Here is a 26,233-nt window from a genome sequence, read left to right as displayed (position 1 = left end):
GGGTCCAGGTGCCATCTTAAATAACTAGAAATAAACAAGAAAATTCTATATAATCGCCTACACAAAGACTGCACAGATACGGCAAATCAACAACTTACCTCGCCGATCTGCACAGAACCTGCACAGTGTGAGGCGATATGGTGGCTAGCAGCGACAAGAATGGGTTCATCACCGACAAGGAAGAGCTGAAACCGGGGCTCATCATTTTCCGTCGTGCGGATGTACAACATCGCAACTGGTACTGCCGCGTAAAGCTTCCAAAGGCGGATCGCTATAAGACTGTCTCTCTCAAAACCTCAGACGTGAATGTGGCGAGGGACAAAGCGTTCGACCACGATGCCGATGTACGCTTTCGTCTTAAACATGACGTTCCGGTATTCAATCGACCGTTTAGTCAGGTTGCCGATGAGTACATCGTCAAGCAGGGGCAGCGCGAACGCGGCGGTGAGATCACGGCGGAACGACTTCGCAAGGTAAAATCCGTCATCAACAATCACCTAAACAACTATGTCGGCACCACGCAGGTCCACCTGATCGGTCAGGACCGATGGGACGGCTACCCATCTTGGCGGCGCGCGAACTCCACCAAGAGCCTGCGGGATTTCGTTAGCGATGCCACCATCAGTTTCGAGATGGCAATTCTCGGCGGCATCATGAACTTCGCTGCCGACAAGCGCTACATCGGGGACGCGCAGCGATTTCGCAGCCGCCCCACGCTCAAGAAAATGCGGCGCGATGAGTTCACCATCGAAGAGTATCGCAAGCTCCACAGCCATGCGCGCAGCTGGATCACCAAGGCGACCAAACCGTCGATCATTTGGTCCCGAACCGTCACCTATAATTTCATTCTCATCATGTGCGGCACCGGCATGCGCCCCACCGAAGCGAAAAACCTGCGTTGGCGCGACATCAGCCAAGCGAAGGATCGCGAGGGCCGCGACATGGTCGTCCTCTTCGTGCAGGGCAAAGGCAAATCCCGTAATCTGGTCGCACCGAAAAGCGTGGGCGACTATCTGGAACGCATCCGCGAAATCTCGAAGGCCACGAAGCCGGATGATCGGGTGTTCACCACGATCACCGGTAGCCCCAACAAATCCCTTTACGATGACGCAATCAGCAAATTGCTCGAGGAAGCAGGATTGCGCATGGGCGCTTCCGGTATTCCGCGCTCAATCTACTGCTTCCGCCACACCTATGCGACGTTCCGGCTCGCCGCTGGCATCGATGTCTATTTCCTGGCCGAGCAAATGGGCACCTCCGTGCAGATGATCGAAGAGCACTATGGTCACGTAAACACCATCAAGCATGCCGACCGGGTGCTGGACGGCATGGCCGGATGGGATGCCCTGACCCTTGAAAAGACACCTGCGACCGTCAAAGCCTCCAAGGCGGCAGCCAAGCGCGATCAGGCGGCGCGGCCCGCGCCTAAGACCCGTAATCGCGCCAAGGGTCAGATCCCCAGCCTGCGCTGACCCGATCCCGCGTCCGGCTCGGGCTTCTTTGCGGGATCAAAAGCCGTTTGCTGATGCGCCGCTGGCGCTCCCCGATCAGCGAACGGCCAAGCAGGCATAGGAAACAGGCGCGCCCGGCCCGTAGCGCCCCTGTGCCTGCGTTATTCTTCGTCTTCCCACTCAGGCCATGGAGAATCGGAGTTAAATGGCCAAAGCCACCCCTCGTCACCTTCAACATTCTCCACCATCCGTAACGTTTGCTCTGCAGCCCATTTCTTCGGCAGGTTAGCTAAGTCAGCACGTTCGAGATATTCCGCCATCACAACCGCACGCGCGATCCACGCCGTTGCCGCATACAGCACGAGATGGCGTGCTTCCGAAGCATGCTCATCCAGCAGCTTTTTCCATTCTCTGGCAGGTCCGACTCGCGCCAGTTCAAGCGCCGCTGGACGCATTTGATGCAGGTATAGCGTCACCTTTGCGGAACCCATCGGGCCGAGTTCGGCACGCAACTGCTGTTGCATTTGGGGGGGCACCATCCCCTGAGCACGCTCTAGAAGTGGCCCCAGTGCTGCACGAACTGCCTTCATTGCTCTCCCCCAAGCCAACTGCAGCTAAGACTGATCCGTGCAGGGGTACTCGCAAGACCATCGCTCCAAGTCCACCACCGCACCATCCCGCTGCTTCTTGATGGATGAGCCTTTAGGCCGGGCCCGCCTCAGGTAAACCCAGCTCGCTTCCGTGCTGCGCGTGTGCAGCTCCGCTCCCTGCGGGCGCATGCGCGTGGTGTGACCCGAGGCTCGATGCCCCAGCCCCTTTGCTCCCCATGAAGCCGCCGGATGGCCGGTGGCGGAAACCAAGGAGCAGACCGTGACCAAGCAACGCAAACTTCCCGGCACAAAACCCACCCACCGCCTATATAGCGTCGATGGCGAAGGCAAGTCCGCCCGCTGGACCGAGATCGGAGCTGCCTGGCCTAACCGTGACGGCATGGGCTTCTCACTCACCTGCGGCGCGCTGCCATTGCAGGGTCGCATTGTCATGCGCGCGATCACCGAGCGCGCAAGCACTGGCGGGCAATGATGCCCGCCAGCCCGGCGGCGGCTACCACCGCCGTCGGTTCGCGGCCATCACCTGCGCGATGGCCGCGATGACCTGGCTGAAAGCTTGCACGAGCAGGATGATTTCGGTGGTCGTCATGGGTTCCTCCCTTTTTTGCGCCTCACGCGGGATGCGCGATGGACGAGGAAGGACCGGCCGACCGAATGAGCCGAGCATGCACAGGCCGCCAGCCGCGAAGCGGGGCGCTGCTGCACGTCAGGAAGCGAGCCGCCTTGACTGCCCGGCGCGGTCGGCCACAACGCCCGAGAACCTGAGCGCCTCCCGCACGAGCGCGGGAGGAACCCTTGATGATCGCTGTCACCGATTACTGCTACACCTTGCGGCATGACCACCGTTGCCGAGTATTTCGACGCCCTATTGCTGCGTCGGCAAGAAGCGCTCCGTGTGCGCTTCCGCGTCATCCATTACCGCGACAGCTCGCGGCCCCAGCACGCCCATTGCCATGCAAACGTAGATCGTTGGGTAGCAGAGCATCCTAGGCTGGAAGCAGTCAGGGGCTGGCTGGTTAGCGACTATGGCACGACCTGCATGTTTGAGGCGCATTCCATCGCCCGCTTGCCGCGCGGCAGGCTGATCGAGATCACCTATCCGGTGACCCCGCGCTTCCTGCCTCACCGAGGGGCCGCTGCCGATTTCGACTCCCTGAAGCTGAATCACGCCCAACAGTTCTGGCCACCACCACAACCGTTAGGCGAATATTAACCATATCTTAGCGATTGCACCGGTATACTGCGTGAAGATTCACACGCCCTCGAGGCAGGTACTCTATAGCCGCCCAAATTACAGTTTCCGAGCCCGGTCAGCCGCTTGCGGCTGACCCGCTGGCTAGCCAGCGGGTTGAATTGCTGGGGCAGTTGGTTGCCGCGCAATTCGATCTTGAGAACCTAATTGCCAGCCTCGGCGGCGCGGGCGCAGCCCTTGCCGACAACCAGCTTCAACAGCTCATGCAACTGCAGCGGCGCATCGGCTCTGCCGACCCCGCCGCCCTTGCAAGCCTGCGCGGCGAAGTCACCGGCATGTTGGCGCAGGCGCAGCAGGTGGCCCAGCAGGCGCGTGCGGCGGCCAGCGGTGCCGAAACCGCCGACGCCATCGCCCTGGCCACCGCTAGCGCCGATGCGCGCAGCCAGGTCGTCGCCACCATGCAGGACATGCACCGCTTCGATCCCTATTTGCAGTTCGACAGCGCCGAGGAAGAAGCCGCTTACCGCAAGCGCGAAGCCGAGCGCCGCGCCTATATCGACGACGAACTGCACAAGGGCACCCCGGAAGGCAACCTCAACGCCAGCGCCGGTGCCCTCGGCCAGATGGCCGACGCCAAGGCCCACGGCGCGGGCAACAGCCCCGAGTTCCAGCAGCGTTGGGATGCACTGGCCGCCTCGACCGAAAAGCTGCGCGACGAAGTGCGCCGCTCGGGCGGCTCCATCCACGAATTCGACAACCGCCTGCGCATCGACCTGCGCGCGATCCTCAAGAGCAAGGGCCTCACCGACACCGAGATCGACGCACAATTCGCCGCTCGCCCCGATCCGCTGGACGCGATGAAGGCATTCGTCGCCGAAAAGGACTTGGACGCGATCGCGGCGAAGCTGCGCGCGGACGGCGCTTCGCCCGCAGCAGGGCCGATGAAGGAAACGGCAACGCCGTCACCCGCCGCTGCCAGCGTTCTGCCAGAGAATATCAACGATGCGGTGAGCGATCTAAAGGCGATGGGTTTCGCCGTGACCGAACACGATGCGGCAGCAGAGCCGGTACATGGCGTTTCCGGCAAGGTGGTCGCGGCAACCAGCCGGACGACCGCCCTCGGCTAAATGAGCCCTTAGTCCGGGTTATGAAATCCGCCCCGTCCGCCGCAAGCGCCGCAGGTGAAGCCACCACGGCCACCGCAGTATCGGCAGCGGTCATTTCCCAATTGCCCGGTTCCTGCACACGATCCGCAGCGCTCGCTTCCCGTGCCGTTGCAGCGAAAGCAAGGATCAACCCCTGCCGTCACCTGATGCCCTTCAATATCCTTCGGAGAGAAATGGCGCATGGTCGATCCTCGCAATGGCTGAAGCGCGTTGGGCAAAGGTCAGGAAATCGGCACGGTTTCGCCGTGTGCTGCGCGCGCACCCAGCACGTAGCCAACGGTGGTGCACAGGCGACTGTTCGTTTCTGCGTAGCGAAGGCAGCGATCCGCCACCGGCAGCAGCATTGCCATCGTCGGCGCATCGGCCGGTAGCTGCTCGCGTTTGAGATAGCCGCTCACGAAGCCAGTATCGAAGGTGCTGGCCGGAGTTGTCCGCCCTTCGCCGAGGCTCACATAACGCAACGTTCCATCGCGCCCTGCGCGCGTCAGCACGCTCACGCATAGTTGCGCCACACTAAGCGAGAAGCTGGCGCGCGTGGCGTTCAACAGCATGGCGCTTCCAAAAGCAGGATCGCCCGCCGCGCAGTTGGAGCGCAGGTCAGCAACCGAGCTAGCGGCCATGCGGGTAAGTATCGATTGGATACCGCGCTGTTGCTCAGCGCGCACGTCGCGGGCTTGACCCGCCGCTGGAGCAACCAGCGTGAACAAGCCGACCGCCCCGGCCAAAATCAGCCGTCGCATAACCACCCCTCATTGGCTTTGAGACGGGTTGAGCTATGCCTTCCTGCAACAGAATGGGCAATTTTGTTGCAGGGTGATCTGTTTAGATTCAGCTACTTAGCCTGAATAACGCAATGTCAGCTTTGCGCGCTAAATGACGGCACTCGCTGCGCGCTTCGCCAGTTCTGGAAGCAGACATTGGGCATCGCATCCGTGCCGCTCTAGCTGTCAAATAACACCGCTCTACAAATCTCAATAAAGAGGATTACAGAAATTAAATCTGTAAAAGGACAAGTTGTGGCAAATGCCAATAATTAAGCCAAGATCATGGCATTTCATTCGGATTTATTATCCTTGCGCACTTCGATTCTCTCGGCTTCTCTCCCAGCTGCTCCAAAGCAAGCCGGATGCCTGAGGCTGAGGTTACAGGGCCAGCAATGCATTCTACTTTCTTGAGATTCTGGTAGAGCAGGGGAATATATGGCTTCGAGCGAATACCTATTTCGCCAAGGCTTCTAGATGCCCAATAACTAACGACAGGAGTATTGGACGACACAAGTGTAGATATGCTTTTAATATCGTCATCGGACAAGCTATCCGAAGCAACAAGCGATATTACGTAAAGTTCTTCCGCTGATTTTGCTTTATATTCTATAGAATTGCTTGCGCCTATGCCATAGACGCGCTTGCGTACTTCGCGACTGGCGTTTGAATCCTTAATATTTTGACACCCGGACGCGCCCAAGGCTAGCAATGTCAATGAGAGGGCTATCGAACTACGGAAAGTTCTTGAATTACATCGCATGGCTCGCTCCTAGTTAAAATGATGGGCGCCAAGATCTCATCACAGGCATTGTCCCAGGATGTTGCCTGAGAATAGGATTCATGTCTTTCGGTGTAGAGAATGCATGAAATGACTCGCTTGCCAAATCTCTCTTAAACTCCGACGGTAGATTTAAGCCTTCATAGAATCTTGCAGACGATACGGCTCTGTTGCCTCCCGTTTGCCAAGTGTCGCCATATGTGGCGGCGCTTGAAGTTCTTTCACCAGGATAAACCTCAAAAGCTTCAAATCTATTAGCTTTTACCTTTCCACCATTATCAACAATTACGACATGTTGTATTATCCATCCGCCTTTTGGTGATGCCTTGCCCAGTATCCATTGAATAGTCCAACTAGATTGACCTTTACCGCCGTTAGTTGTTCTATAAAATAGCTGCTGATCCTTGGTTTCTTCGTCTTCCCAGTTAAAATTATTATTTATCTCTCCATTTATATTTGTGCCATTGACAATCTTTGGCTTGGGAAATGAGTGGTCCTGCATGTCCGCTACCGCGCAAGCTACGGCTCCAGAACCGCAGCCGCCAGAAGGGAACAGGCTTCCGGTAGCATTACCCGTCGGGTCTTTATTATTGAGCGGATCATTAGAGACATAGCTATATAAGTTTATTTGATCCTCATATCCAATTGGATCCCTTTGCATGAACCGCCCGAGCATCGGCGCATAGATGCGGGCCTTGTAGTAATACATGCCGAGCTCCGGGAGCCACGCCTGGCCGGTGTACTGGAACCGCCCGCCATTGGCCGTGCCCGGCACGCCATATTCGTCATAGCTGTTCACCCGCGTCACGGTGCCGCTCGCATCCGCCACCGCGATGATCGAGCCCTGATAGTCCGCGTACAGATAGAGCGGCGCCGACACTCCGCCGCCCTCATATTGCACCACCGGATCGTCCGCTCCCGCGCCATGGACATAGCGGCGCAGCATCGCGCCCGCGGCGTCATATTCCGCCACCAGCTCGTCGCCATCGTACAGGAACCGCGTGTCGCTCGCCCCGCCATATACCCGGTACAGCCGCCCCAGCGGATCATAGACCAGGTTCGCGCCCGACGACGCCACCACCAGCCGGTTCTCCGCGTCATATGTATAGGCAATGCCCCCGTCCGAGGTCAGGTTGCCGTTGGAATCATAGCCATAGCTGTTCGCGCCCACCGACGCGTAGCGGTTGAGGCCGTCCGCGACATAGGCCCGGTTGCCCGGCACCAGGCCGCTATAGGCATAGGGCGCGATATTGTCCCGGTCCCGCCGGACGATCTGGCCCGCCGGATTATAGCCATAGCCCGTGTAGAGATTGTGCGTCCCCGCGCTCGCCCCATAGATCTGGTATTCGCCCGTGAGCCGCCCGATGCCGTCATAGCTGTAGTTCGTATACCCCACGCCGTGCCACAGATTGCCCCGATTGCCGTCCGGCCGGAACGTCGTGTCCATGATCCCGACCAGGCTGTTCACATTGGTGTGCGTCAGCCGATCGAGCCCGTCATAGGCCGAGGCGAACCAGTTGCCGTCCCCATGCGTGATCCGCGTCCGGTTGCCCCCGGCATCCACCTGGAACGTCAGCGTCCGGCTCACTCCCCCCATCGCCGTCGTCGTCGACAGCCGCCGCCCGAACCCGTCATAGCTGTTGAGCACCGCGTCCGCGCCGCTCGCGCTGTCGAACCGCGCGGCCGTCTGCAGACCCCGCGCATCATAGCTGTAATAGACGCTGCGTGTCATCGAGGCTGGTACGTTGGTACAGGCATAGCCCGCCACGCACGCCGTCGGCACGATCTTCGCCGTCATGCGGTTGAGCGCGTCGAAGGTGAAGCTGAACACCCGCCCGTCGCGCTTCCTCAGCGACGTGCGATTGCCGTTGAGGTCATAGCCATATTCCTCGCGGTCATTGGTGTTGACCGCACCCGAAGTCGCCAGGGCGTTGGCGGGTGTCGAGGGATTGTAGGCGCCCGGCACGCTCGTCGAGGGGAATTGCCACTGCGTCTGGCGGTCATGGCCGTCATAGACCAGCCGCGCCTTGTTGCCGTTCGCGTCGACGACATATTCCTGCTTGCCATTGGCCGTGAAGCCATAGCTGGCATAGGCCTGTTCCAGGCCCGACCCCACCGCCTTGCGCACCTGCACCAGCTGGCCCGCCGGATCATAGATATTCTTCGTGATCCGGTCGATCGGATTGGACGGGTTGCTCTGGTCGCAGGCGCTCGCCGGCAGGCTGCCGAACAGCGCCGGATCCATCCGCACCGCAGTACATTGCAGGCGTCCGACGCTATCGTAGCTGTATTGGGTAACGCTTGCGATCGTGAAGGGATCGCTGTCCGCAAGCCGCCCGGAGAACACCTCCTTCACCTTGCGATCGAGCAGGTCGTAGCTGGTCTCTACCTTCTGCTGCACCGAGAAACCCGACCAGCTGGCCGGCGCGATGCCTTCCGGCTGCCAGGCGGCAAGCTCGCCCTTCTCGACCAGCGTCAGCCGCCCATTGGCGTCATAGGTGTTGCGCACCGCCAGATGGTGGAGCGGTCCCGAACCGTCCGGATCGGGCGCGATCGTCCCCACCACCCGGCGCGCCGTGTCGTACCGCACGCCGACGGTGAAATCCGAAGGCGCGGACTGCGCCATCGCGGCGAGCGGTGCGAGCAAGGCGGCCGAGCCCAGCAGCCGAGCGACAATTTTCTTCATGGTCATGTCCCCCTGCTTCCGCTTCACGAACAGCTCGCAAGACCGGCGCGCGGCTTGGTCTCGAAGATCCTGTTGCCGGTCTCGTCATAGCCGTAGCAGGTGCGCAGGCTGACTCCGCCCGAGCTCACCACCAGTCCGCGCAGCAGCAGGTTGTCCGCCGTGCCGCTCGCGCCATATTCATAGCTGGTGACCGTGATCGGCGCCGCCGGATCGCAGCTCGCCGCGCTGCTGCCGGCATAGGTCTGGCACAGCGTCTCGGTCGCCGGCAGCCAGACCGGCGACGCCGCCGCCACCAGCGCCCCGCCGGAATTCTTCACATAGGCATAGCCCTGCATATAGGTGTAGAGCTTCAACGGCCGCGCCGCGCCCGCAACCGGCGCCGGCTGCATCTCCGACACCATCCCTCCCCAACTGGTATAGGCGAAATCGGTCCGGTTGCCGTTGGCGTCCGTCTTCGATGTCGGCTTGGCGGAGTTTTGCGGGGTGGTGCCGCCATAGCCGAGCTGGACCACCAGATCGGCAAGCCCGCTGCCGGGCTTCGCCTGCATCACCTGCTTGATCAGGCGATTTGCGCCGTCATAGGTGGCAATATATTTGTTGCCCTCCGGAAACGTCGCCTCGGTCAGCAAGGTCCCTTCCGAATTCGTCGGGCCGGAGGTGAAATATTCCTGCGCGCCCATGTATCGATACTGAGTGGTGTTCCCATTGCCATCGGTCGCGGAATAGGGCGTGGACTTGGTGAAGGTCGCGCTGAGCCCATTGCCCGTGGGGTCCATATAGCCCGAATTGTTCGAACCATCCGGATAGAAGCCGGTTTCCTCGACGATCATCCCGGCTCCAAGATCAGCGCCATATTGCCACACCGAGCCGTCGGCGAGCGTCTGCTGGCGGAGTTGCCAGCTGGATCCGTGGACGCCGTAGGTGTTCGCGATCTTGCAGCTGGAATATCCCGATGGCTTGACGCAGGTGATGCCATTGACATCCCAGGCATAGGCCGTCGCGTTGCCGAGCACGTCGGTCACGCCGGCCAGCAGGCTTCCCGTATAGCCCGATGAAAGCGAACCGGTCGTGTAGGTATACCGTGTAGCGAGCGCCGCACCCGTGCAGCTCGACGACGCGGTCACATAGGTTCGCGACAGGTTGAAGCCGCACGCCGCGGACACCGTTCCGCTCGCATTGTAATCGAACACAATTGCATAGCCCGAGCTGTCGCTGACCAGCTTCAGCTTGCCGCCGCCGTCGTACGAAAAGGTCTGAACGCGGCCGTCCGGGAAGGCGATGGTCGATACGCGCTGCGAACCGGTATAAGTCGCCCCCGCGGCGGGCACGGCCGAGGTGAAGCTGTAAATCGTCCCGGACGCGTCGGTATAGACATATTGGCCGCCAACCTTGGTAAGGGTCGTTCCTTCGGAATCGCGATTGCCATTTCCAATGGTCGTGCCTTCGAAGAAGATTCCGCTGGCACTGGTTCCAAGATGCACGGTCGCGCGCCACTCGTTCGGCCTGACCAGGCGCCGCGCGACATAGATGTCGAAGTTGTGACTCGTATGGGCTCCGAAGAACATCGTGTTCGGGTCGGCCGAATAGCTGCCGATTTGATAGCGTTCCAGCTTGAGCGGACCGATCTGGAAATCGTCGACCGAGTAAGTAAAGGAGGCATCGGCCAGATTTACCCCGGTCGGCGTCGTCACATATGTCTTGGGCGGGACGATCTGTGCCGTCGCGGGTACCGCGCCGAGCATCGCCGAGGCCGTGAGAAGCCGTGCAACATGCCTATGCATTCTGGTCTCCATCAGGAATTTGGGGTGGCGGCGCGGCGCGCTAGACGGGCGGCTCGCCGATGCAGACGTTGTTGTTGCCGGTGGCGGTGACGGTGACGGTGCCGGTGGCCGTCGCACCCAGGCTGTTGGCGATCGTGTAGGTGAAGCTCGCCGTGCCGGTATAGGCCGCGCTGAACGTCACCGAGGTGCTGCTGACGATCGAGGCATAGATCGACCCTGACCCCGAGGACGGGTTGATCGAGACCAGCGTCAGCGGAACATTGCCGTTCGGGTCATAGTCGTTCGCCAGCAGGTCCACCGTCTTCGTCGTCGAGCAGACGAACGAGGTCGAGTCATTCACCGCGACCGGCGGCGCCGGCGTCGGCGTCGGCGTGGGTGTCGGGGTCGGTGTGGGAGTAGGCGTCGGCGTGGGTGTCGGAGTGGGTGTGGGCGTCGGCACCGGCGTGGCGCAGGCGGGCGGCGCCCCGGTGCCGGTGAAATATTGCGCGCGATTGCCGGCTGGATCGAAGCACGTCGCCATCGTCACCGCGCTGTTCGGCCCGCCGCTGATCGACGACCGCACCAGCCGTCCCAGCTGATCATATTGATAGGTCGTGCTTTCCTGCGCATGCGCCGGCAGCGACGCGAAACCTATGGCCAGCGTGCTCGTGCACGCCAACAAGCGAAGACGCATATGCCCTCCCCTTTTGAGGGCTACTAGAATTGTGCCCTTCTCGTATCGATCAGGTCACAGAAATTGCCCCGAATCCCATCGATGGAGCGCAGGCTATTTTCGCGAATGGGATAGGTCCATAAACGGAATCAACCAAAATGGTGCAATCGCAGCGCCATGGATTTGATGCGTCGGAAGAAAGGTGAATCCATAGGCTCAGCGGCGAAAATTTATGCCTGCAACCCTATTGCCCATTCTGTTGCAGGAGGAGCGCGTGGCGTTTGCGCGGAACAGTCAGTGGCAAGTTTTCGATGCGACCGGACAGCGCAAGTATCTCAATGCGTATGAGCGCCGCCGTTTTCTGACTACGGCCGATAGCCTCCCCGCCGACAGGCGGGCTCTCTGCTATGTGCTCGCCTACACCGGTTGCCGTATATCCGAGGCGCTCGCGTTGATCCGTGAGCAGATCGAGACCGACCCACCGATGCTGCGCTTCCGCACCCTGAAGCGCCGTCGGCTGATGTTTCGCACGGTGCCGGTGCCTCTCGAACTCGTAACGCGGCTCCTGGCGCTGCCCAAAGCGGCGGATGGGTTGATCTGGCACATGCATCGCGCAACCGCCTGGCGGTGCGTTAAGGGTGTCGCCGTCACGAGCGGCATCTATGGTCCAATGGCCTGCTGCAAAGGGCTGCGCCATGGCTTCGGCATTCACGCCATCGCCAACAATGTACCGGGGAATCTCGTTCAACGATGGCTCGGCCACGCATCTTCCGCGACGACTTCGATCTACCTTGATGCGGTAGGGGTGGAGGAGCGGCAATTTGCGGAGCGCATGTGGTGACCCGGCTCCATCTGACAATTGTCACACAATCTTCACACGCAATCATTGCGCGATACAGTATATCACGCTCAAGTATCAATTTTCGGGAGCGCATCATGCAATTAACTGAACAAGAGAAGGTCTGCCTGCGGAAAGCTGTAGAATTCCGTAAGGAGGCAGCAGCGCACATTGGATTCTCATCCAATGGTGTCTATGCAGATAGCGTCAGGGAAGCGACGGCTGCAATGCTAGGCGAGATAAGTGCCGATAAATATCGAACCTGCATGTCAGAGCAGACTCAAAAACCTCGACCAGTTACTGGTAATCGCCGATAATGTGATCTGTGAGGTGAAGTGTGGTCGAGCAGATAAGTTCCCTCGACATCGCCCTTAAGATTTCTGGGATAATCGTTGCCATTCTAGGTGTATTTTTAGCCTCTATTATGGCAGCGGTCACTCTCCGAACCAACGCTTCCGTCAATTTGAGAAATAAGAAGATTGACGTCATTCTTAACTGCAATAGCAAGTACGACGACATTTATCAGAACAAAATACTAATATTAAAAACTATTTCAAATCAAAAAAATATCTTGTCGCACCTTGAGATGAACAAAATATACGGCCAAGAAATAGACCTATATTATAGAAGGTTCTGGGGATTAAAAAGCGATCAATTTGACTACTGGCTGGCGGGGTATATTGACCCGGAAACCATAATTAGCTGGTTTATGTATACCGTTGATGCAATTCACAACAACGATGCACCTTGGTCAAATATATATCGATTCAAAAATGCCGGTTGGCTTTCAGTAAAAAAGCATCATGAGATAACAAATTTTAGATTTTACAATCTGATAGAGGAACTAATTAAAGAAGAATATTCAAAGATGAGTCAAGCTGAGCTATATGCCATGCTCTTCCATCATTTCGAGAAAATAGAAATGGAAGAAGATAAGCTTATAAAGCTGGTTTCTAGAAAAAGTGCTAGACGCATATCCATGGACGATTTCTATGATAAATTAAATTTAGGACTAAAATGGGCAGTAGGCGCACTGCGCCGCAGGAGTAATCTTGAAAGAAAAATATTTAGACGAAAGAGCTTATATGGGAAGATTTTGATAAGTATCAGCTTGGCTTTTCGAGGTATAAATACGTCTCTTTCGTGGTATACGTGGTGGTACGATCCCTTTGTTTGTTATTCTGAGGAAATTTTTACAGCTTATTATAACTCCAACAATCGGCTGAATATTTCTACTCGTTCGACCTAGAGCGCCCGAAGCGTTACACCGGTTTGATCGAAATGCATCCTGCGCCGCTCGATAATGGCTTCGAGCGAAGGGCGTGTTGAGCCCTCTAGCAAGCGCTTATGGAACTCCGAGGCGATCTCATATTGCCCCGCTTCGATGAGTCGATTGATGGCGTCGAAGGTCTTTTCCTTGAGGGATTCGTCGCGGGTGAAATCCGCTAGCATGGCGGTTTCGATCTCGTGGAAGGCGGCACTGATTTCGGCCATGGTGGTTCCGTGATGGGTGTGGATCGCGGTTAGGTCGCGCTCTTCGGTGGCGACCAGTTTGCCGAGTTCGAGCGCGCTGCCGATGAGGCCGACATAGGCGGTGAATTTATCGAGCCCCGGTGGCAGCACCGTGAAGCCGGTGGCTTCCTGGCCGCGCTGTCGGGCGGCATCGAGCAGCGTTTGCATGCGGTCCATCAATTGCCTGCCTTTCGGTCGATGAGTTGCCTTCCCTCTGCCACCGCGAGGCCAAGCCGCAGCGCGATCTCTGGCGGTGCTGTGCCTGGGCCTGCCACCGTCTCATGCTGGTCGAGGTCACTGGTGAGGTTGCCGAGCTGGTCGAGCACGCGGATGATCCAATCGAACTGCGGCAGCAGCCGCGTGCCGATGAGCGTGGAGAACTGCTCGGCGTCGCCGCGCATAGCCGTCGCCATGCGGGCGACCTGGCCTTCTGCATCTTTGAGCTGACGCAGACGGCGGCTACGGTTCACCTGGTCCATGATGAACGCGCCTGCCGCCGTGACGAGGACAGCTTGCCATGGCAGCTGCCCGGTCATCGCGCGCGTGGCAGCTTGGGTCACGCCCGCGCCGTAATCGAGCTTCTGTGTCCAGTGCCGCTCGAAGGAGACCACGCGCGCGATGCCCTCAATGCTGGCGCTGGCCGGAGCCGCGAGCGCGCCGGGATCGATCCGGTAGCGCCGCAGGATGGTCTCCGCATCCGCCAATGCTGCGGCCAGGGCCGTACGTCCCTGATCGACCGTGCGGATCGCGGCGTTGAACCGGTCACCGGCCTGCGCCCAGTTCGCGCGGTTGAGCTGGTCCGCCTCCACGAGCATGGGCTCAATCTCTTCCGGTCGCCCGCGCTGCCACGCCTCAGTGAGCGTTGCGCCCGCGCGGTCGAAGAAGTGGAGCTGGGGCAGAGCCGCCATGGCATCCGCTAGTTCCGCGCGCTTCAGCCGAAGGATCGCCAACGTGAGCGGCGGCGCGGCGACCGGGGCAGCCTTACTCGCTTCGAGTGAACGGAAATGGAGATAGAACCCAACCGACACCATGAGCATGCCGATCAGCGTCCATTCCACTGCTGCTCCGCCTGCTAAAGGTCGATGCCGTGCGATGCGCACGGCGGCTCGCGTTCCGGCGCGGGATCATGCCCATGCTCACGCGCTCCCCACAGCGTTTCGAACGGGTCAGCTTCCTCCGCCATGACCGGGCGGTAGAAGCTATCTATCGGTCGCTCCGGTTGCTCAGGCGTGATGCTACGCCCGAACCAGCCTTCCTCCACCAGCCGGTGCCGGATGTCGGCGATGGCATCGCCGAGCACGCCGGTGATCTGATCGAAGAGGCTGGCCATACCGACATCTTCGCCAGCCTTTTCGGGTCAACAAGTTGTTGCTTGTCCGAAACGGATCATGATCCGCCCCGTCGGCGCCGCCCGCACGATAAACATGGCGCGGGCCGGGCATGGCCGAGGGGCGGGCATGAGCTATCAGGGCGAACTCGACACCAGGCTGTTGCGGCTCTCGACCAGCGACTATTTCACCCTGCGCGACGCCTGTCAGGGCGTGCATATCTTCGGCGGTATTGGCAGCGGCAAGACCAGCGGCTCGGGCGCGGCGCTGGCAGGTGCATACTTGCGCGCGAGTTTCGGCGGGCTGGTACTTGCCGCCAAGCCGGACGAGGTGGAGCTCTGGCTGCGCTACGCGCAGGCCCATGGTCGCTCCAACTCGGTGTTGTTGTTCGGCGGCGCTGGCGGCGGCTTCAATTTCATCCGCTATGAACTAGCTCGCCAGGGCGCGGACGGGATCGGCAGCGTCATCGAATGCCTGATGCGCATTCTGGAAGCCGCGCGGCTGGCCAAAGCCAGCCCCGGCACCGAGAGCGGCAGCTTTTGGGAGGACACCAGCCGCCAGTTGCTTCGCAACACCATCCCGATCCTGTTCGCCGCCACCGGCGACGTGCGCATCCCCGACATCCTGCGCTTCATCGTCGCCGCGCCGGTCACGCAAGACCAACTCCGCGATCCCGATTGGCAGGAGCGCTCCTTCATGTTTCAGGCGCTGCTCGCGGCACGGCGCAGCCCCATGCACCCGCTCAGTCAGGACGATTTCGACAAGACCGCTCGCTACTGGCGCGATGAATATGCGCAGCTCGATCCGAAGACGCGCGGCAACATCGCCATTTCGTTATCCACCGCGCTCGACCGCTTCAATCGCGGCCGGTTGCAGGCCGCGTTCTGCGGCGAAACCACGCTCATGCCCGAGCTTAGCTTCCACGGCGCGATCATCATCATGGATATGTCGGCGCTGACCTGGAACGAAGACGGCATCGTCGGCCAGCAGCTCTTCAAGTTCATGTGGCAGCGCGCGGTGCTGGCGCGCAACGCGCTCGCGCCGCAGCAGCGCGAGCGCCCCGTGTTCCTCTGGGCCGACGAGAGCCAGTATTTCGTCAACTCGTTCGACGCGGATTTCCAGTCTACATGCCGCTCGAGCCGCGCCTGCACCGTCTATCTTACCCAATCGCTGCCCACCTACTACGCCAAGATCGGCGGCCACGATGCCAAGCACCGCGCCGATATGCTGCTGGCGAATTTCGTGACGAAGATCTTCCACAACAACGCCGACCCCGAAACTAACCGCTGGGCGGCCGAGACTATCGGCCGTTCGCTTCAGCGCCGTGCCACCTTCAGCCAGGGCAGCTCGTGGGGGCACAATATGGGCATGAGTGACGGCGAAAGCGCCAATTGGAACCGCAGCAGCAATGTTGGCGGTGCGAGCGGTCGCCATGGCGGCAGCAGCTCGTACAGCTCGCAAAGCAGCCACGGCGAAGGCGAGAATTGGGGCCGCAGTCAGGGCCTCAATAACGGCGGCAGCGCCAGCGATGGCTACAGCGAGACCATGGATTACGAGATCGAACCGGCCGCATTCTCGCGCCAGTTGCTCACCGGCGGCCGGACGAACGGCAATCACGTGACCGGCATCTGGTTTCAGGCGGGCAAGCGCTTCAACGACAGCGCGCGCAACTACCTGCATGTGCAGTTCGACCAATGAAACGCCCACCCGCATCGGTCATGTTCTTCGGCCATCCGCTGGTCGTGGCCGCCGTTGGATGCTTCGCCCTGTGGCTTGGCTATCTCTGGTGGACGGGCGCGGCCGAAGGTGTTGGTGCGCTCGTCGCCCTTCTCGCCGCGACGGGCTGCGCCCGCGCCGGTGAACGCGCCGGGAAATACCGGCAATGGCAACGCGAATGGAATGCGATGAGCGGCACGCCGCGCGGAGGCGTCAGCCTCGGCGGCCTGCGAAAGGTCGCCGCGATCGTCGGCGGCCTGCTCGCCGGTTTGCTGGCCTTGTCCTACCTGAGCCATCCTACCCTAAGCTGGGCGGCAATCCTGACCCTGCTCGGCCTTGGCATCGCGGTTCTCCGCGCAATGACGGGGGGCGCGAAGACCAAAGCGTCCGCAAAGCGCGCCGCTTCGACGCCCTCGGTCGCGCAATGCCTGCGCCCGCCCGGCCAATCCACGCACCTAAACCAGGCTTACGCCGCCCTGCCGGACTATTGCCGCCGGATGCTTCGTACGCCTTAGCCTCTGCGATGATGCGCCGCCTCTGGGCGAACCACCGTAATGGATTCGATGACCGGATCGCCGTTGGGCGGCGGTCCCCAGATCAACGGTGTGTATTGCTGGATGAACGTGACTTGCCGCCGCGCCAGCTTCTTGCGCAGGTCGCGCAGGAACCGGCCTTCGATGACGACGATGCAGTCGGGCAGGAACAGCTTGATCTGCTCGTCGCCGACATAGCCGATCTGCATCAAAAACCGGTACTGGAACTCGATGCCCTCGGCGATCTGGGTGCCATCGAGCCAGCGCTGCACATCGCAGCTTTCACTTCCGCCGGCGGGCATCGAACCATAGGGCTTGTAAACGCTCGTGCCGGGCATGTCCTCGGGCAGCGGCGCTGGCGCGGGGACGGGCTCCGCCCGGCCCACGCGCTGCACGAAGCTCCGGGGCGTGGGTGACTGCCCCGAAAAGATCGCGTCGAAATCGTCGTTACTCAAGCGGCACCTCCGGGATCGAAGGAGCGTCATGCCGGAATTGCGCGGTGAAGGATTCCGCCATGTCGCCAAGGCGCATCAGGAACCCAGCCAGCGCCACCGGGTCCCGCTGCTTATAGTGCTGCGCTTCCTCATAGAGCGACGCGCGCTTCTTGACCGAGATCCACTGCGTCACCCGCTGGCGCACATAGTCGTAAGCCCGTTCGATATGGCGGGCGACGCCGAGATACGGCTGCGCCAACCGGAAAATCCCCTGCGCCTCCAGCGTGCGGTGATCGATGCGCGCAACCGACCCCGCCGCTTCCAGCGCACGGTTGGCATGGTCCGCCCAGGCGGCCCGCCAGACATTGACGTTGCGCCGCGCCTCGGCCACGTCGAGCGCGGCCTTGTCCTCGTCCAGCCCGGTATTGTTGAAACGCTTGCGCGCCTCGGCGACCGCCCGCGCGATGTCCTCGCGTTCGTTCCAATCCCGCTCCTTCAATGTCGAGAAACCGGTCGGCGTCGCCGGATCGAGCCGCCGCAAGGTGAGCAGCACATGCGCATGCGGCTGGCGGTCGCCATCGGCCGCGCATGGCTCGTGCAGCGCCACGTCGGCGACCATGCCGAGGCTGGTGAAATGCTCCCGCACGAAATCGCGGACCAGGGCAATCTGCTGGCCCCGGTTCAGTTCGCGCGGCAGGGTAATCTCAATCTCGCGGGCAAGCTGGGCGTCGCCCCGCTTCTCCGCCCGCTCGACCTGGTTCCATAATGTCTGCCGGTCGAACACCCATGCCGGGGCAGGTTCGGCATCCGGTGCCATGATCTCGGTATGGAACACGTCGGGCTTGTCGAACTCGAAGTAGCGCCCCTGCGCGATGTCGAACAGCCGCTCGCCCGACCGGTACGCCGCCGCCGCGATGGCCGACCGTCGGGTCGCACCACCGGGTGTAGCGGCGTGCCCAAGCGACCGCGAATGAACCTTCAACCGAAGGTGATAAATCGCCAAACAATCCCCCCGTGGAAGCCGCCGAGAAGAAGCAGAAGGAGGCAGCTATTCCGCTAGGTGTGCACTTATACATTCTCCGAATGTGCACAGGAGAAGAGTTCGCTCCATAGTTGAGTAGCGGCGGTCTTTGCTCGCCCTTGTTGCGGCGCAGCAACATGGCGTTGGCGTCTTCCGTTGCACGATCTGGTGTCGCGGCTCGAAGTGTTGGCCAGTGGCTCTGGGTGGCTTGGCAGTCGTCGCTGATTATACGGCGAGTTGAACGGGTAGGCGGACCTTTGGCCTTCGCTGACGTGCCGCCATGGCAAGGTTCGCCTTACCCTCGATGATACGCATGGTCGCGGCCTGATGATGAAAGTCGCGAAACGCCCCAGCGATCATCGGATCAATGAAAGTCGTAAATGTCTGGCCGTCGGCAGGCTTCGTTAGCACGCCGGGCGGCACATCCCGTTGCCAGCCACGAGCGGCGCGGAACGTGACGACCAGATGCCCAAAGCTGGGATAGGCGTGATCCAGGTGCGCTTCATCAATAGCAATGAGCTTTCCCGAAATATCGCAAGGAACTCGCCGATCGGCATCGCCATGCTCTTTGAAATGCCGCTTCTTTGCTACCACTAGATCGGCAGCCACTGAAGCACGGCATGCATCGTATAGCTCTTGGGCTTGGGACTTTGGTTGCCCCTTAACCGCGCTGATATAGCTAAAATCGGTTTCGCTCCCATCCGTCCGCCGCACCCAAAAGCCCGGCGTCGAATATCCCTCACCAGCGTTTCGGCGTCTCACAAAGAGATCTACGCCGCAGCCAATCTTAGGCGGGCCGTCCATTATAGCGGCATCGTACCGCTCCAAAACTGCTAGCAGGTCATCATGGTCCACGGCGTCTTCGACCGTCTCGTTATCCGCGTACCGGCCAAGCATAGCCTTGAAATGCTCAAGAGCCGCCTTCTGAGACTTCCAGCTACGACCGTTAGAAAGTTCAATCGATTTCATACCTGCTCCTGCGGGTATGATAACCGAGCAGAGAGCCTGCGGTCATCCTCCAATAAATCATCCGAAATGGATGTATGTGGATAGATAGTGCCGCTTTCATCTCCAATCGCTCCCAGTATGATGCACCGGTAATCCGGGGGATACATGGTTGAGGCGATCCAGTTACTGCAGGGCGTAGGGCAGTTCGATTCCATCGCGCCGGGCGCGCAACTGCCATTTGGCCGCATGAGCATGATCTATGCGGAGAACGGTCGCGGCAAAACGACCATGGCCGCCGTGCTACGCTCACTCAGCAACGGCGATGCCCGGTTGATAACCGATCGCCATCGCGTGGGCGCCGCCAATCCACCACACATCGTTGTGGATGCGTTCGGCGGAGGCCAACATACTTTCCAGAACGGCGCATGGTCGGCACCTCTAGCAACGCTGGCAGTATTCGATGATGCGTTCGTGTCGGAGAATGTGTGCTCCGGCATTGAGATCGAGAGCGGCCACCGGCAAAACCTTCACGAACTCATCCTTGGCGCTCAAGGGGTGGTGCTCAATACCGTGCTTCAAGGCCACGTTGCGGCCATTGAGGAACACAATCGTCAGCTTCGCCTAAAGGAAAACGCCATTCCAGCCGCCGCCCGCGCGGGCCTGTCGGTGGACGATTTCTGCGCACTGGTCGCCGTGGATAACGTCGATGCCCGGATTCAGGAGTCGGAACGTGCACTCGCCGCCGCGAAAGCATCGGCCGAGGTGCAGGCAGAGCCGAATTTCGCCGAACTGATACTACCAACCTTTGATGTGGCCGCTCTCAATGCACTTCTCGGGCGTGATATGCCCGAACTTGACGCAGCCGCCGCTGCGCAGGTTCAAGCGCATCTGGCCAATCTCGGGCAGGCGGGCGAACGGTGGGTAAGTGATGGCGTCCACATTCTGTCCCAGGACGATCAGCCCTGGCCGGAGAAGGATTGCCCTTTTTGTGCCCAATCGCTCCACGGGTCAGGCATCATCAACCATTATCGGGCCTATTTCAGCGCCGAGTATGCCGCTCTGAAAAGCGATCTCACCGTCGCCAATCGGAACATTGGAACCACGCATAGCGGCGAAGCTCCGGCCGCTTTCGAGCGGAATGTTGCCACGGCGCTTCAGCGCCGCACCTTTTGGCTCCCCTTTCTTGAGGTGCCGGAGGTCGCGGTTGATACCGCCGAAATCGCCCGGAATTGGAAAGCGGCACGCAATGCAGTGCAAGCGGCGATAGCCGCTAAGCAGGCGGCACCACTTGAGCCCGCCGCACTAAACGATGACGCGGTTGCTGCCATCGACTTGTATCACCGCAATTGCCAAGAACTCTCGGGGATTTCCGCGCAGCTCTTAGCTCTGAATGAGCGGATTGCGGTGGTGAAAGAGCAGGCGCAGGCGGCAAACGTTCCCGCCCTGACCGACGATCTAAATCGCCTCAAGGCCACGGAAAGCAGGTATAGCGCAAACATCGCCCCTTTCTGCGATGATTATCTCGCGGAGAAACAGGCCAAACAGGCGACGGAAACGGCCCGTGCCAATGCTCGCACGGCGCTAGATAACTACCGGCAGAACATCTTCCCGGCTTACGAGGCCGCGATCAACAACTACCTCGGACGTTTCAATGCGGGATTCCGCCTAGGCGGTGTCGGACCTGTCAATAACCGAGGGGGCTCCTCGGCCACATACAACGTCGTCATCAACAATGTTGATGTGCCATTGACGGCAAATGCTGGGCCGTCGTTCCGTACCGCGCTCAGCGCGGGCGACCGCAACACACTCGCCCTTGCTTTCTTCTTCGCGTCTCTAGAGCAAGACCAAGGGATCGCAGGGAAAATCGTCGTGATCGATGATCCGATGACGAGCCTCGATGAACATCGTTCATTGGTGACCATTCAGGAAATCCGGGGTCTTCTAGATCGCGTGAGTCAAATTATCGTTCTGTCTCACTCGAAGCCGTTCCTCATCAGCTTGTGGAAGGCCGCCCCCTACGATGCGCGCGCTGCAATGCGGATCGGCCGCGCGGCGGTCGGATCAACGCTTGAGGAATGGAACGTCAATCAGGACAGCATCACCGAGCATGATCGCCGGTTCGCGCGAACGGCGACCTATTTGCTTCAACCAGATCCAGCCCGAGAGCGGGTAGTTGCGGGTGACCTGCGCCCCATGCTGGAGGCATACGTTCGTGTCGCCTATGCTGGCATCTTTCCTCCGGGGTCCATGCTGGGAAGATTTATCGATCTGTGTCGGCAGAAGCTTGGTGGCGCTGAGCAAATTCTAAACCTAGCAGACACCACGGAGCTTCGCGCACTCCTCGATTACGCGAACCGCTTCCACCACGACACGAATCCGACCTATCAGACGGAGAATATCAACGAGGCGGAGCTTACAAACTTCGCACATCGTACCCTTGCCTTCATGCGTCGGGCTTAAATGTGGGGACAGCTATTAGGTTCAGCCACAATGTCGGGCGTTGCCTCCGGCCCGCGCTCTAGGCGCATCGCGCCCGGAACCGCCGATGCGTTTCCGCCGTCCGGTAACGATCGCTAACGCGAGCTGGGGCGCTGCCCCCGGCGCGCTACGAAGCGCCTTCCGCCCAGCTTCCTCCGCTGCGCTCCGTGCAACCAGTTCCCCGCGAAGCCGCTTTCCGCTTGCCCCCCGATGCTCGCCGCATGGGCAGGGTTTCAGTTCGCACCTGAAACCCAAACCCAAGGAGTTCGTCATGGGAGATGCAATCGACACCAACCCGCAAACCTACCGCTTCATCTGGCGGGGCATCGAGATCGAGGCGCGTTATTGGCCTCTGAAGTGGGGCGTGACCGCCCATCTAGAGATCGAGAGCGTGATGCCCGCACGTGCGCGCTTGCCGATTACCAATACCGGCTACCGCTCGCACTTCCATCCGGTCGGCACCGTGGAGGCGGGGGGCGGCTATGTCGTGGCGCAGGTGACCGCGTGGTTGGATGAAGAGGCCGCGAAACCCGGTTGGCAAACGTACATCGAGGCGAGCCGACAGGGTGAGCTATTCTGAACTGTGGATAGCCGCGCGGTCGGATTGGACGCACCCGCCGCATCGTGGCATCAAGGTCACAATCTGCACAAAAAACGTGCGATGATCCTGCACAAATCCTACACAGGTAAAATCGTACGATAAAATACGCATTATATCAGATGCTTATTTTAACACCTGCCTTGTGCCGGGGTCCCGCTGCCTCATCGACGGGAGAAGAAGCGGGATCGCGGCGCATGGCCAGGATGACTATGGAAGAATGACTGTCCTCAATGTGAGGACGGGTCGATTCTCAGTGCGCCGGCTCGCCCGCGCTCGAATTGCGGTCGACCTTGGCGGTCATGCCGGTCGCGTCGGCATCGTCCTGGGTCTGCGCGTCGGGCGACAGATCGGCGACCGGCGGCGGATTGGTGGCGACATTGGTCGTCGCCGGCGTCTCGACCGGCTGGTCGATCGTGACGTTGCTGAAGGTCTCGGGCTCGCCGATGTTCGCGACGACGGTCTCGTTCGCGCTGGTGTCCTCCGGCTTGCTGCCCGAGCAGGCGGCGAGCGCCAGGCCGGCAACGGCGATCAGTGCGAGGGTACGGGTCTTCATTTCGATCATTTCCCCTTTTCTCAACGTGCGGAAACGGCCGCAGCCGTAATCGCGGAGCGTTTCTCGATCTTTGCTGCGAGATCCTTGTCCCAGCCATAGGGATCGCCGCGGAAGTTCATCGTGCCGTTCGCATTGGCGAAGGCGGTCCAGTAGAGCAGATAGACCGAGACCTGGTCCTGCTCCTGCAGAGTCACGCGCAGCGTATCGCCCTTGGCGAGCGCGGCGCTGATCTGGTCGGGCTGCCAGTTCGGATCGTTGCGCAGCAGCAGCTGCGCCAGCGGACCCGGCTTCTCCAGCCGCACGCAGCCATGGCTGGCGAGCCGGCTGAAGCTGGCGAAGGTCGATTGCGACGGCGTGTCGTGCAGATAGACCGCGTAATTGTTCGGGAAGTCGAACTTGTAGCGGCCGAGCGCGCTCTTGGGCCCCGGCTGCTGCTGCAGGCGGCGGTTCGCGCCGGTGCCGATGATCTTGTAGCCCTGCGCCTTCAGCGCGGCCTCGCCCTTCGGCCACAGCTCCTTGGCGGCGATGCCGGTGGGCACGTTCCAGGGCGGATTGAGCACGATCGAGTGGATCTTCGACTGGAGCATCGGCGTCTCGTTGCCGGGCCGGCCGGTGACGGCCTTCATCGACGCGATCGGGGCATCGCCCTCGAACACGGTGAGCACCGCCGCGGCGATGTTCACCTGGATGCGCTTGGCGGGCAGTTCGCTCGGCAGCCAGCGCCAGCGCTCCATGTTCGCCATGATCTGGCCGACCCGGTCCTGCGCCGGCACGTTGAGCGCGGCGAGCGTACCCGAGGAGACCACGCCGGTGGGGTTGAGCCCGTAGCGGCGCTGGGCGCGGACCACTGCTTCCTTCAGCTCGGCATCGAACTTGTCGCCGGTGGCGATCGCCTGGGGATCCTCCACCGCCAGCCGCTTGCGCAGCGCCGCCACGCGCGGGCCGCTCGCGCCCACCGTCAGGTCCGGCCCCGCGGCGAGCTTCTGCCAACCGCCGGCCGCCACGATCTTGCGATAGGTGGCAAGGCCCTTCTGCAGCGTGTCATAGCCGGCCCAGGGCGGCGGCAGGTCGCGCAGCCAGGCGCCGACCCGGTTCTGCTTCACCGCCTCGGCAAAGGCGGGCAGGGGATCATAGGCGGCGGGGCGCAGGCCCCAGTTCGGATCGAAGTCGCTCTCGGCCAGCCGGCCCGAATGGACCGCCCGGGCATAGTCGAGCGCAGCGCGCACCAGCGCCTCGCTGTCCTTGAAGCTGGGCGCCGGATCGCCGACGCGGCGCAGGCCCTGGGCGAAGCCGGCTTCGTTCAGGATCGGCGCGAGCTCGGCCGCCTGGGCCGCCGTCAGCACCGGCAGCACCACCGGCGGGTTGGGGACGAACGGCGGCACGGGCACGGCCTGGAGCGTGGGCGTCGGCGTGGTCTGCGGCGCGGGAGCGACCTGTTGCGCGACGACGGGCGCCGCTATTCCGGCAAGCGCCGCAGTCCATGCGGCCCGGCGGGCCACCCGGCCCGAAAACACTTTGGTCACTCGCAAATCTCCTCCGCGGCCGCCCTGGGGCCGGGCGACCTGAATCGCCACTTGCTATTAAGCCAAACCGGGCGCGCGTGGCGAGCGTCGAATTTGCACGATGCGACGACGTGCCTTGACATTGGCAACGTTGTCGGACCAGTTTCGGACAAATGCCCGCCAGGGGAAGAAGCGGGCGACGTCCGCAGGGGAGAGATATCTTGGCATCCGCACGTTCCACGCAGACGACGCTGGCCTTCGCCGCCGTCACCACGCTTTTCTTCGCCTGGGGGTTCATCACCTCGCTGGTCGATCCGCTGGTCGCCGCGGTGAAGGGCATCTTCACGCTCACCGACTTCCAGGCCCAGGCGAGCGCGTTCGCGTTCTTCTTCGCCTATTTCGTCGTCTCGCTTCCCGCTGCCGTGCTGGTCAGCAGGTTGAAGGCGGTGCCTTCGATCCTCGCGGCGCTCGTCACGATGATCGCCGGCTGCCTGATCATGCTCGCCGCCGCGAACATCGCCAATTACTGGCTGGTGCTGCTTGGCCTGTTCGTGCTGGCGAGCGGCATCACCATCCTGCAGGTGGCGGCCAATCCGCTCGCTGCCGCGCTGGGCAATCCCAAGGGCAGCCATTTCCGCCTGGTGCTCAGCCAGACGTTCAACTCGTTCGGCACCTTCCTCGGCCCGCTGCTCGGCGCGCACCTGTTCCTCAAGGGCGTCGAAGTGAAGGAAGGCACGGTCGTCACGCCGGAAATCCGCGCCCAGGCGCTGGCCGGCATCGACTCCGCCTATTTCTGGATCTGCGGCCTGATCGCCGCGCTCGCGGTGTTCTTCTATCTGAGCCGCCGTGTCGTCACCGAGGCGGCGCCTCCGGCGACCGGCCCGCAGCGCGGTTTCTGGGCGCTGTTCACCGATGCGCTCACCTCCAAATGGGCGCTGCTCGGCGCGCTCGCGATCTTCCTCTATGTCGGTGCCGAGGTCGCGATCGGCACGCAGATGGCGCTGTTCCTGAATTCGGACGCGATCTGGGGCCATTCGGACGCCGCGTTCGGGGTGCCGGTGCTCGGCTATCTGATGGGCAGCGACGGCATTCCGGGCGTCTCGCTCCAGGAAGCCGGCAAGGCCGTCGCCTTCTACTGGGGCGGCGCGATGGTCGGCCGTTTCCTCGGCTCGGGCCTGCTGACGGTTGTCCGCGCCGACCGCCTGCTGGCGCTGTTCACCGCCATCGCCGCCGCGATGTGCCTCTATGTCTTCGTGGTCGGCGGCGTCACCGCGGGCTTCGTCGCGCTGAGCATCGGCCTGTTCAACTCGATCATGTTCCCGGTGATCTTCACGCTCACGCTCGAGCGTTCCACCGCGAGTGCGGAAGCGACCTCGGGCCTGCTCTGCACCGCCATCGTCGGCGGCGCGGTGCTGCCCCTGCTCGTCGGGCTGATCTCGGGCGCGCATGGCTATGCCTTCGCGCTGGTCGTGCCGGCGGCCTGCTATGTCGCCCTGTGCGTGTTCGCGATCGCTGCGGGCCGTGCGCCGGTGGTCCGGGCCGAGGGCGAGGCTGCGTCGATCCACTGAGAAGACCGTTCGCTTGCCGCCGGATCCAGGGGGAGCCCCCCTCCGGCGGCAAGGAACGGACTGGTGCGCGTAACGCCGTCCGACACGATCCCGTCATCCGCGCGCAATGCCGGGCCGATT

The 26,233-nt window shown here is 61.2% G+C and carries 24 protein-coding genes; 11 read left to right on the top strand and 13 right to left on the bottom strand.

Annotation, left to right across the window (positions count from 1 at the left end):
• Window positions 1-140: 140 nt before the first annotated feature.
• A complete protein-coding gene (locus OMP43_RS17810; protein ID WP_280280879.1) occupies window positions 141-1,472 on the top strand; it encodes a site-specific integrase in 1,332 nt (443 codons plus the stop codon).
• A 140-nt stretch (window positions 1,473-1,612) separates the two neighbouring features.
• Here the strand turns inward: OMP43_RS17810 and OMP43_RS17805 are convergent, their stop codons facing one another.
• Window positions 1,613-2,041, bottom strand: coding sequence for a hypothetical protein (locus OMP43_RS17805; protein WP_280280878.1), 429 nt, complete (start codon window positions 2,039-2,041; stop codon window positions 1,613-1,615).
• A gap of 280 nt (window positions 2,042-2,321) precedes the next feature.
• Here OMP43_RS17805 and OMP43_RS17800 point away from each other — a divergent pair, with 280 nt between their 5' ends.
• The 3 genes from OMP43_RS17800 (at window position 2,322) to OMP43_RS17790 (ending at window position 4,381) form a co-directional block, all read left to right on the top strand.
• Window positions 2,322-2,534 (top strand): hypothetical protein, encoded by a 213-nt coding sequence (locus OMP43_RS17800; RefSeq protein WP_280280877.1) that lies wholly within the window; start codon window positions 2,322-2,324, stop codon window positions 2,532-2,534.
• 363 nt (window positions 2,535-2,897) lie between these two features.
• Window positions 2,898-3,275: a hypothetical protein gene (locus OMP43_RS17795; protein ID WP_280280876.1), complete on the top strand. Its 378-nt coding sequence runs from the start codon at window positions 2,898-2,900 to the stop codon at window positions 3,273-3,275.
• Window positions 3,276-3,415: 140 nt separating this feature from the next.
• Complete coding sequence (locus OMP43_RS17790; protein WP_280280875.1) at window positions 3,416-4,381, top strand: hypothetical protein; 966 nt, start codon at window positions 3,416-3,418, stop codon at window positions 4,379-4,381.
• 260 nt (window positions 4,382-4,641) lie between these two features.
• Here the strand turns inward: OMP43_RS17790 and OMP43_RS17785 are convergent, their stop codons facing one another.
• From OMP43_RS17785 to OMP43_RS17770, 4 genes are all read right to left on the bottom strand, one after another.
• The gene (locus OMP43_RS17785; RefSeq protein WP_280280874.1) at window positions 4,642-5,160 is read right to left on the bottom strand and encodes a hypothetical protein; all 519 of its coding nucleotides are present in this window, start codon (window positions 5,158-5,160) and stop codon (window positions 4,642-4,644) included.
• Between the two features lie 797 nt (window positions 5,161-5,957).
• Window positions 5,958-8,654, bottom strand: coding sequence for an RHS repeat-associated core domain-containing protein (locus tag OMP43_RS17780; protein WP_280280873.1), 2,697 nt, complete (start codon window positions 8,652-8,654; stop codon window positions 5,958-5,960).
• Window positions 8,655-8,671: 17 nt separating this feature from the next.
• Complete coding sequence (locus tag OMP43_RS17775; protein WP_280280872.1) at window positions 8,672-10,429, bottom strand: hypothetical protein; 1,758 nt, start codon at window positions 10,427-10,429, stop codon at window positions 8,672-8,674.
• Window positions 10,430-10,469: 40 nt separating this feature from the next.
• A complete protein-coding gene (locus OMP43_RS17770; RefSeq protein ID WP_280280871.1) occupies window positions 10,470-11,102 on the bottom strand; it encodes an Ig-like domain-containing protein in 633 nt (210 codons plus the stop codon).
• Window positions 11,103-11,313: 211 nt separating this feature from the next.
• Here OMP43_RS17770 and OMP43_RS17765 point away from each other — a divergent pair, with 211 nt between their 5' ends.
• Window positions 11,314-11,922, top strand: a complete 609-nt coding sequence (locus OMP43_RS17765; RefSeq protein WP_280280870.1) for a site-specific integrase — start codon at window positions 11,314-11,316, stop codon at window positions 11,920-11,922.
• 334 nt (window positions 11,923-12,256) lie between these two features.
• Window positions 12,257-13,168: a hypothetical protein gene (locus OMP43_RS17760; RefSeq protein ID WP_280280869.1), complete on the top strand. Its 912-nt coding sequence runs from the start codon at window positions 12,257-12,259 to the stop codon at window positions 13,166-13,168.
• Here the strand turns inward: OMP43_RS17760 and OMP43_RS17755 are convergent.
• From OMP43_RS17755 to OMP43_RS17745, 3 genes are read right to left on the bottom strand one after another with little or no spacing between them, the layout of a single operon-like run.
• Complete coding sequence (locus tag OMP43_RS17755) at window positions 13,165-13,599, bottom strand: hypothetical protein (protein WP_280280868.1); 435 nt, start codon at window positions 13,597-13,599, stop codon at window positions 13,165-13,167. The genes OMP43_RS17760 and OMP43_RS17755 overlap by 4 nt on opposite strands.
• 8 nt (window positions 13,600-13,607) lie before the next feature.
• The gene (locus tag OMP43_RS17750) at window positions 13,608-14,489 is read right to left on the bottom strand and encodes a hypothetical protein (RefSeq protein WP_280280867.1); all 882 of its coding nucleotides are present in this window, start codon (window positions 14,487-14,489) and stop codon (window positions 13,608-13,610) included.
• Window positions 14,490-14,503: 14 nt separating this feature from the next.
• Window positions 14,504-14,761 carry a hypothetical protein gene (locus OMP43_RS17745; RefSeq protein ID WP_280280866.1) on the bottom strand — a complete coding sequence of 86 codons (258 nt, stop codon included), beginning with the start codon at window positions 14,759-14,761 and terminating at the stop codon, window positions 14,504-14,506.
• 58 nt (window positions 14,762-14,819) lie between these two features.
• Between OMP43_RS17745 and OMP43_RS17740 the strand changes: the two genes are divergently transcribed.
• Together OMP43_RS17740 and OMP43_RS17735 are read left to right on the top strand one after the other, a co-directional pair.
• Window positions 14,820-16,457, top strand: coding sequence for a TraM recognition domain-containing protein (locus OMP43_RS17740; protein ID WP_280280865.1), 1,638 nt, complete (start codon window positions 14,820-14,822; stop codon window positions 16,455-16,457).
• Window positions 16,454-16,990 carry a hypothetical protein gene (locus tag OMP43_RS17735; protein WP_280280864.1) on the top strand — a complete coding sequence of 179 codons (537 nt, stop codon included), beginning with the start codon at window positions 16,454-16,456 and terminating at the stop codon, window positions 16,988-16,990. Before OMP43_RS17740 ends, OMP43_RS17735 begins: the two co-directional genes overlap by 4 nt.
• On the opposite strand, the gene OMP43_RS17730 is transcribed toward OMP43_RS17735, so the two are convergent.
• The 3 genes from OMP43_RS17730 to OMP43_RS17720 all read right to left on the bottom strand — a co-directional run bounded on the left by OMP43_RS17730 (window position 16,987) and on the right by OMP43_RS17720 (window position 19,432).
• The gene (locus OMP43_RS17730) at window positions 16,987-17,463 is read right to left on the bottom strand and encodes a hypothetical protein (protein WP_280280863.1); all 477 of its coding nucleotides are present in this window, start codon (window positions 17,461-17,463) and stop codon (window positions 16,987-16,989) included. The genes OMP43_RS17735 and OMP43_RS17730 overlap by 4 nt on opposite strands.
• Window positions 17,456-18,445 (bottom strand): MobQ family relaxase, encoded by a 990-nt coding sequence (gene mobQ, locus OMP43_RS17725; protein WP_280280862.1) that lies wholly within the window; start codon window positions 18,443-18,445, stop codon window positions 17,456-17,458. Before mobQ ends, OMP43_RS17730 begins: the two co-directional genes overlap by 8 nt.
• A gap of 243 nt (window positions 18,446-18,688) precedes the next feature.
• Entirely contained in the window at window positions 18,689-19,432 is a 744-nt protein-coding gene (locus OMP43_RS17720; RefSeq protein WP_280280861.1) for a DCL family protein, read from the bottom strand.
• A gap of 144 nt (window positions 19,433-19,576) precedes the next feature.
• Between OMP43_RS17720 and OMP43_RS17715 the strand changes: the two genes are divergently transcribed.
• Together OMP43_RS17715 and OMP43_RS17710 are read left to right on the top strand one after the other, a co-directional pair.
• Window positions 19,577-21,871 carry an AAA family ATPase gene (locus OMP43_RS17715; RefSeq protein ID WP_280280860.1) on the top strand — a complete coding sequence of 765 codons (2,295 nt, stop codon included), beginning with the start codon at window positions 19,577-19,579 and terminating at the stop codon, window positions 21,869-21,871.
• 289 nt (window positions 21,872-22,160) lie between these two features.
• Window positions 22,161-22,469 (top strand): hypothetical protein, encoded by a 309-nt coding sequence (locus tag OMP43_RS17710; RefSeq protein WP_280280859.1) that lies wholly within the window; start codon window positions 22,161-22,163, stop codon window positions 22,467-22,469.
• A gap of 271 nt (window positions 22,470-22,740) precedes the next feature.
• Here the strand turns inward: OMP43_RS17710 and OMP43_RS17705 are convergent, their stop codons facing one another.
• Together OMP43_RS17705 and OMP43_RS17700 are read right to left on the bottom strand one after the other, a co-directional pair.
• Complete coding sequence (locus OMP43_RS17705) at window positions 22,741-23,043, bottom strand: hypothetical protein (RefSeq protein ID WP_280280858.1); 303 nt, start codon at window positions 23,041-23,043, stop codon at window positions 22,741-22,743.
• A gap of 20 nt (window positions 23,044-23,063) precedes the next feature.
• Entirely contained in the window at window positions 23,064-24,566 is a 1,503-nt protein-coding gene (locus OMP43_RS17700; RefSeq protein ID WP_280280857.1) for a L,D-transpeptidase family protein, read from the bottom strand.
• 200 nt (window positions 24,567-24,766) lie between these two features.
• On the opposite strand from OMP43_RS17700, the gene OMP43_RS17695 reads away from it, so the two are divergent.
• Window positions 24,767-26,113, top strand: a complete 1,347-nt coding sequence (locus OMP43_RS17695; protein ID WP_280280856.1) for an MFS transporter — start codon at window positions 24,767-24,769, stop codon at window positions 26,111-26,113.
• Window positions 26,114-26,233 lie beyond the last annotated feature (120 nt).

It is taken from the genome of Sphingomonas sp. CBMAI 2297 (assembly GCF_029870595.1).
GTDB lineage: Bacteria > Pseudomonadota > Alphaproteobacteria > Sphingomonadales > Sphingomonadaceae > Sphingomonas.
This window is presented reverse-complemented; position numbering and strand designations above follow the sequence as displayed.

Coding starts and splice junctions, on each gene's coding strand:
- OMP43_RS17770 (WP_280280871.1), bottom strand. CDS start 11,102: ATGCGTCTTCGCTTGTTGGCGTGCACGAGCACGCTGGCCATAGGTTTC.
- OMP43_RS17735 (WP_280280864.1), top strand. CDS start 16,454: ATGAAACGCCCACCCGCATCGGTCATGTTCTTCGGCCATCCGCTGGTC.
- OMP43_RS17805 (WP_280280878.1), bottom strand. CDS start 2,041: ATGAAGGCAGTTCGTGCAGCACTGGGGCCACTTCTAGAGCGTGCTCAG.
- OMP43_RS17740 (WP_280280865.1), top strand. CDS start 14,820: ATGATCCGCCCCGTCGGCGCCGCCCGCACGATAAACATGGCGCGGGCC.
- OMP43_RS17705 (WP_280280858.1), bottom strand. CDS start 23,043: ATGAAGACCCGTACCCTCGCACTGATCGCCGTTGCCGGCCTGGCGCTC.
- OMP43_RS17775 (WP_280280872.1), bottom strand. CDS start 10,429: ATGCATAGGCATGTTGCACGGCTTCTCACGGCCTCGGCGATGCTCGGC.
- OMP43_RS17715 (WP_280280860.1), top strand. CDS start 19,577: ATGGTTGAGGCGATCCAGTTACTGCAGGGCGTAGGGCAGTTCGATTCC.
- OMP43_RS17785 (WP_280280874.1), bottom strand. CDS start 5,160: ATGCGACGGCTGATTTTGGCCGGGGCGGTCGGCTTGTTCACGCTGGTT.
- OMP43_RS17795 (WP_280280876.1), top strand. CDS start 2,898: ATGACCACCGTTGCCGAGTATTTCGACGCCCTATTGCTGCGTCGGCAA.
- OMP43_RS17745 (WP_280280866.1), bottom strand. CDS start 14,761: ATGGCCAGCCTCTTCGATCAGATCACCGGCGTGCTCGGCGATGCCATC.
- OMP43_RS17780 (WP_280280873.1), bottom strand. CDS start 8,654: ATGACCATGAAGAAAATTGTCGCTCGGCTGCTGGGCTCGGCCGCCTTG.
- OMP43_RS17710 (WP_280280859.1), top strand. CDS start 22,161: ATGGGAGATGCAATCGACACCAACCCGCAAACCTACCGCTTCATCTGG.
- OMP43_RS17765 (WP_280280870.1), top strand. CDS start 11,314: ATGCCTGCAACCCTATTGCCCATTCTGTTGCAGGAGGAGCGCGTGGCG.
- OMP43_RS17755 (WP_280280868.1), bottom strand. CDS start 13,599: ATGCAAACGCTGCTCGATGCCGCCCGACAGCGCGGCCAGGAAGCCACC.
- OMP43_RS17720 (WP_280280861.1), bottom strand. CDS start 19,432: ATGAAATCGATTGAACTTTCTAACGGTCGTAGCTGGAAGTCTCAGAAG.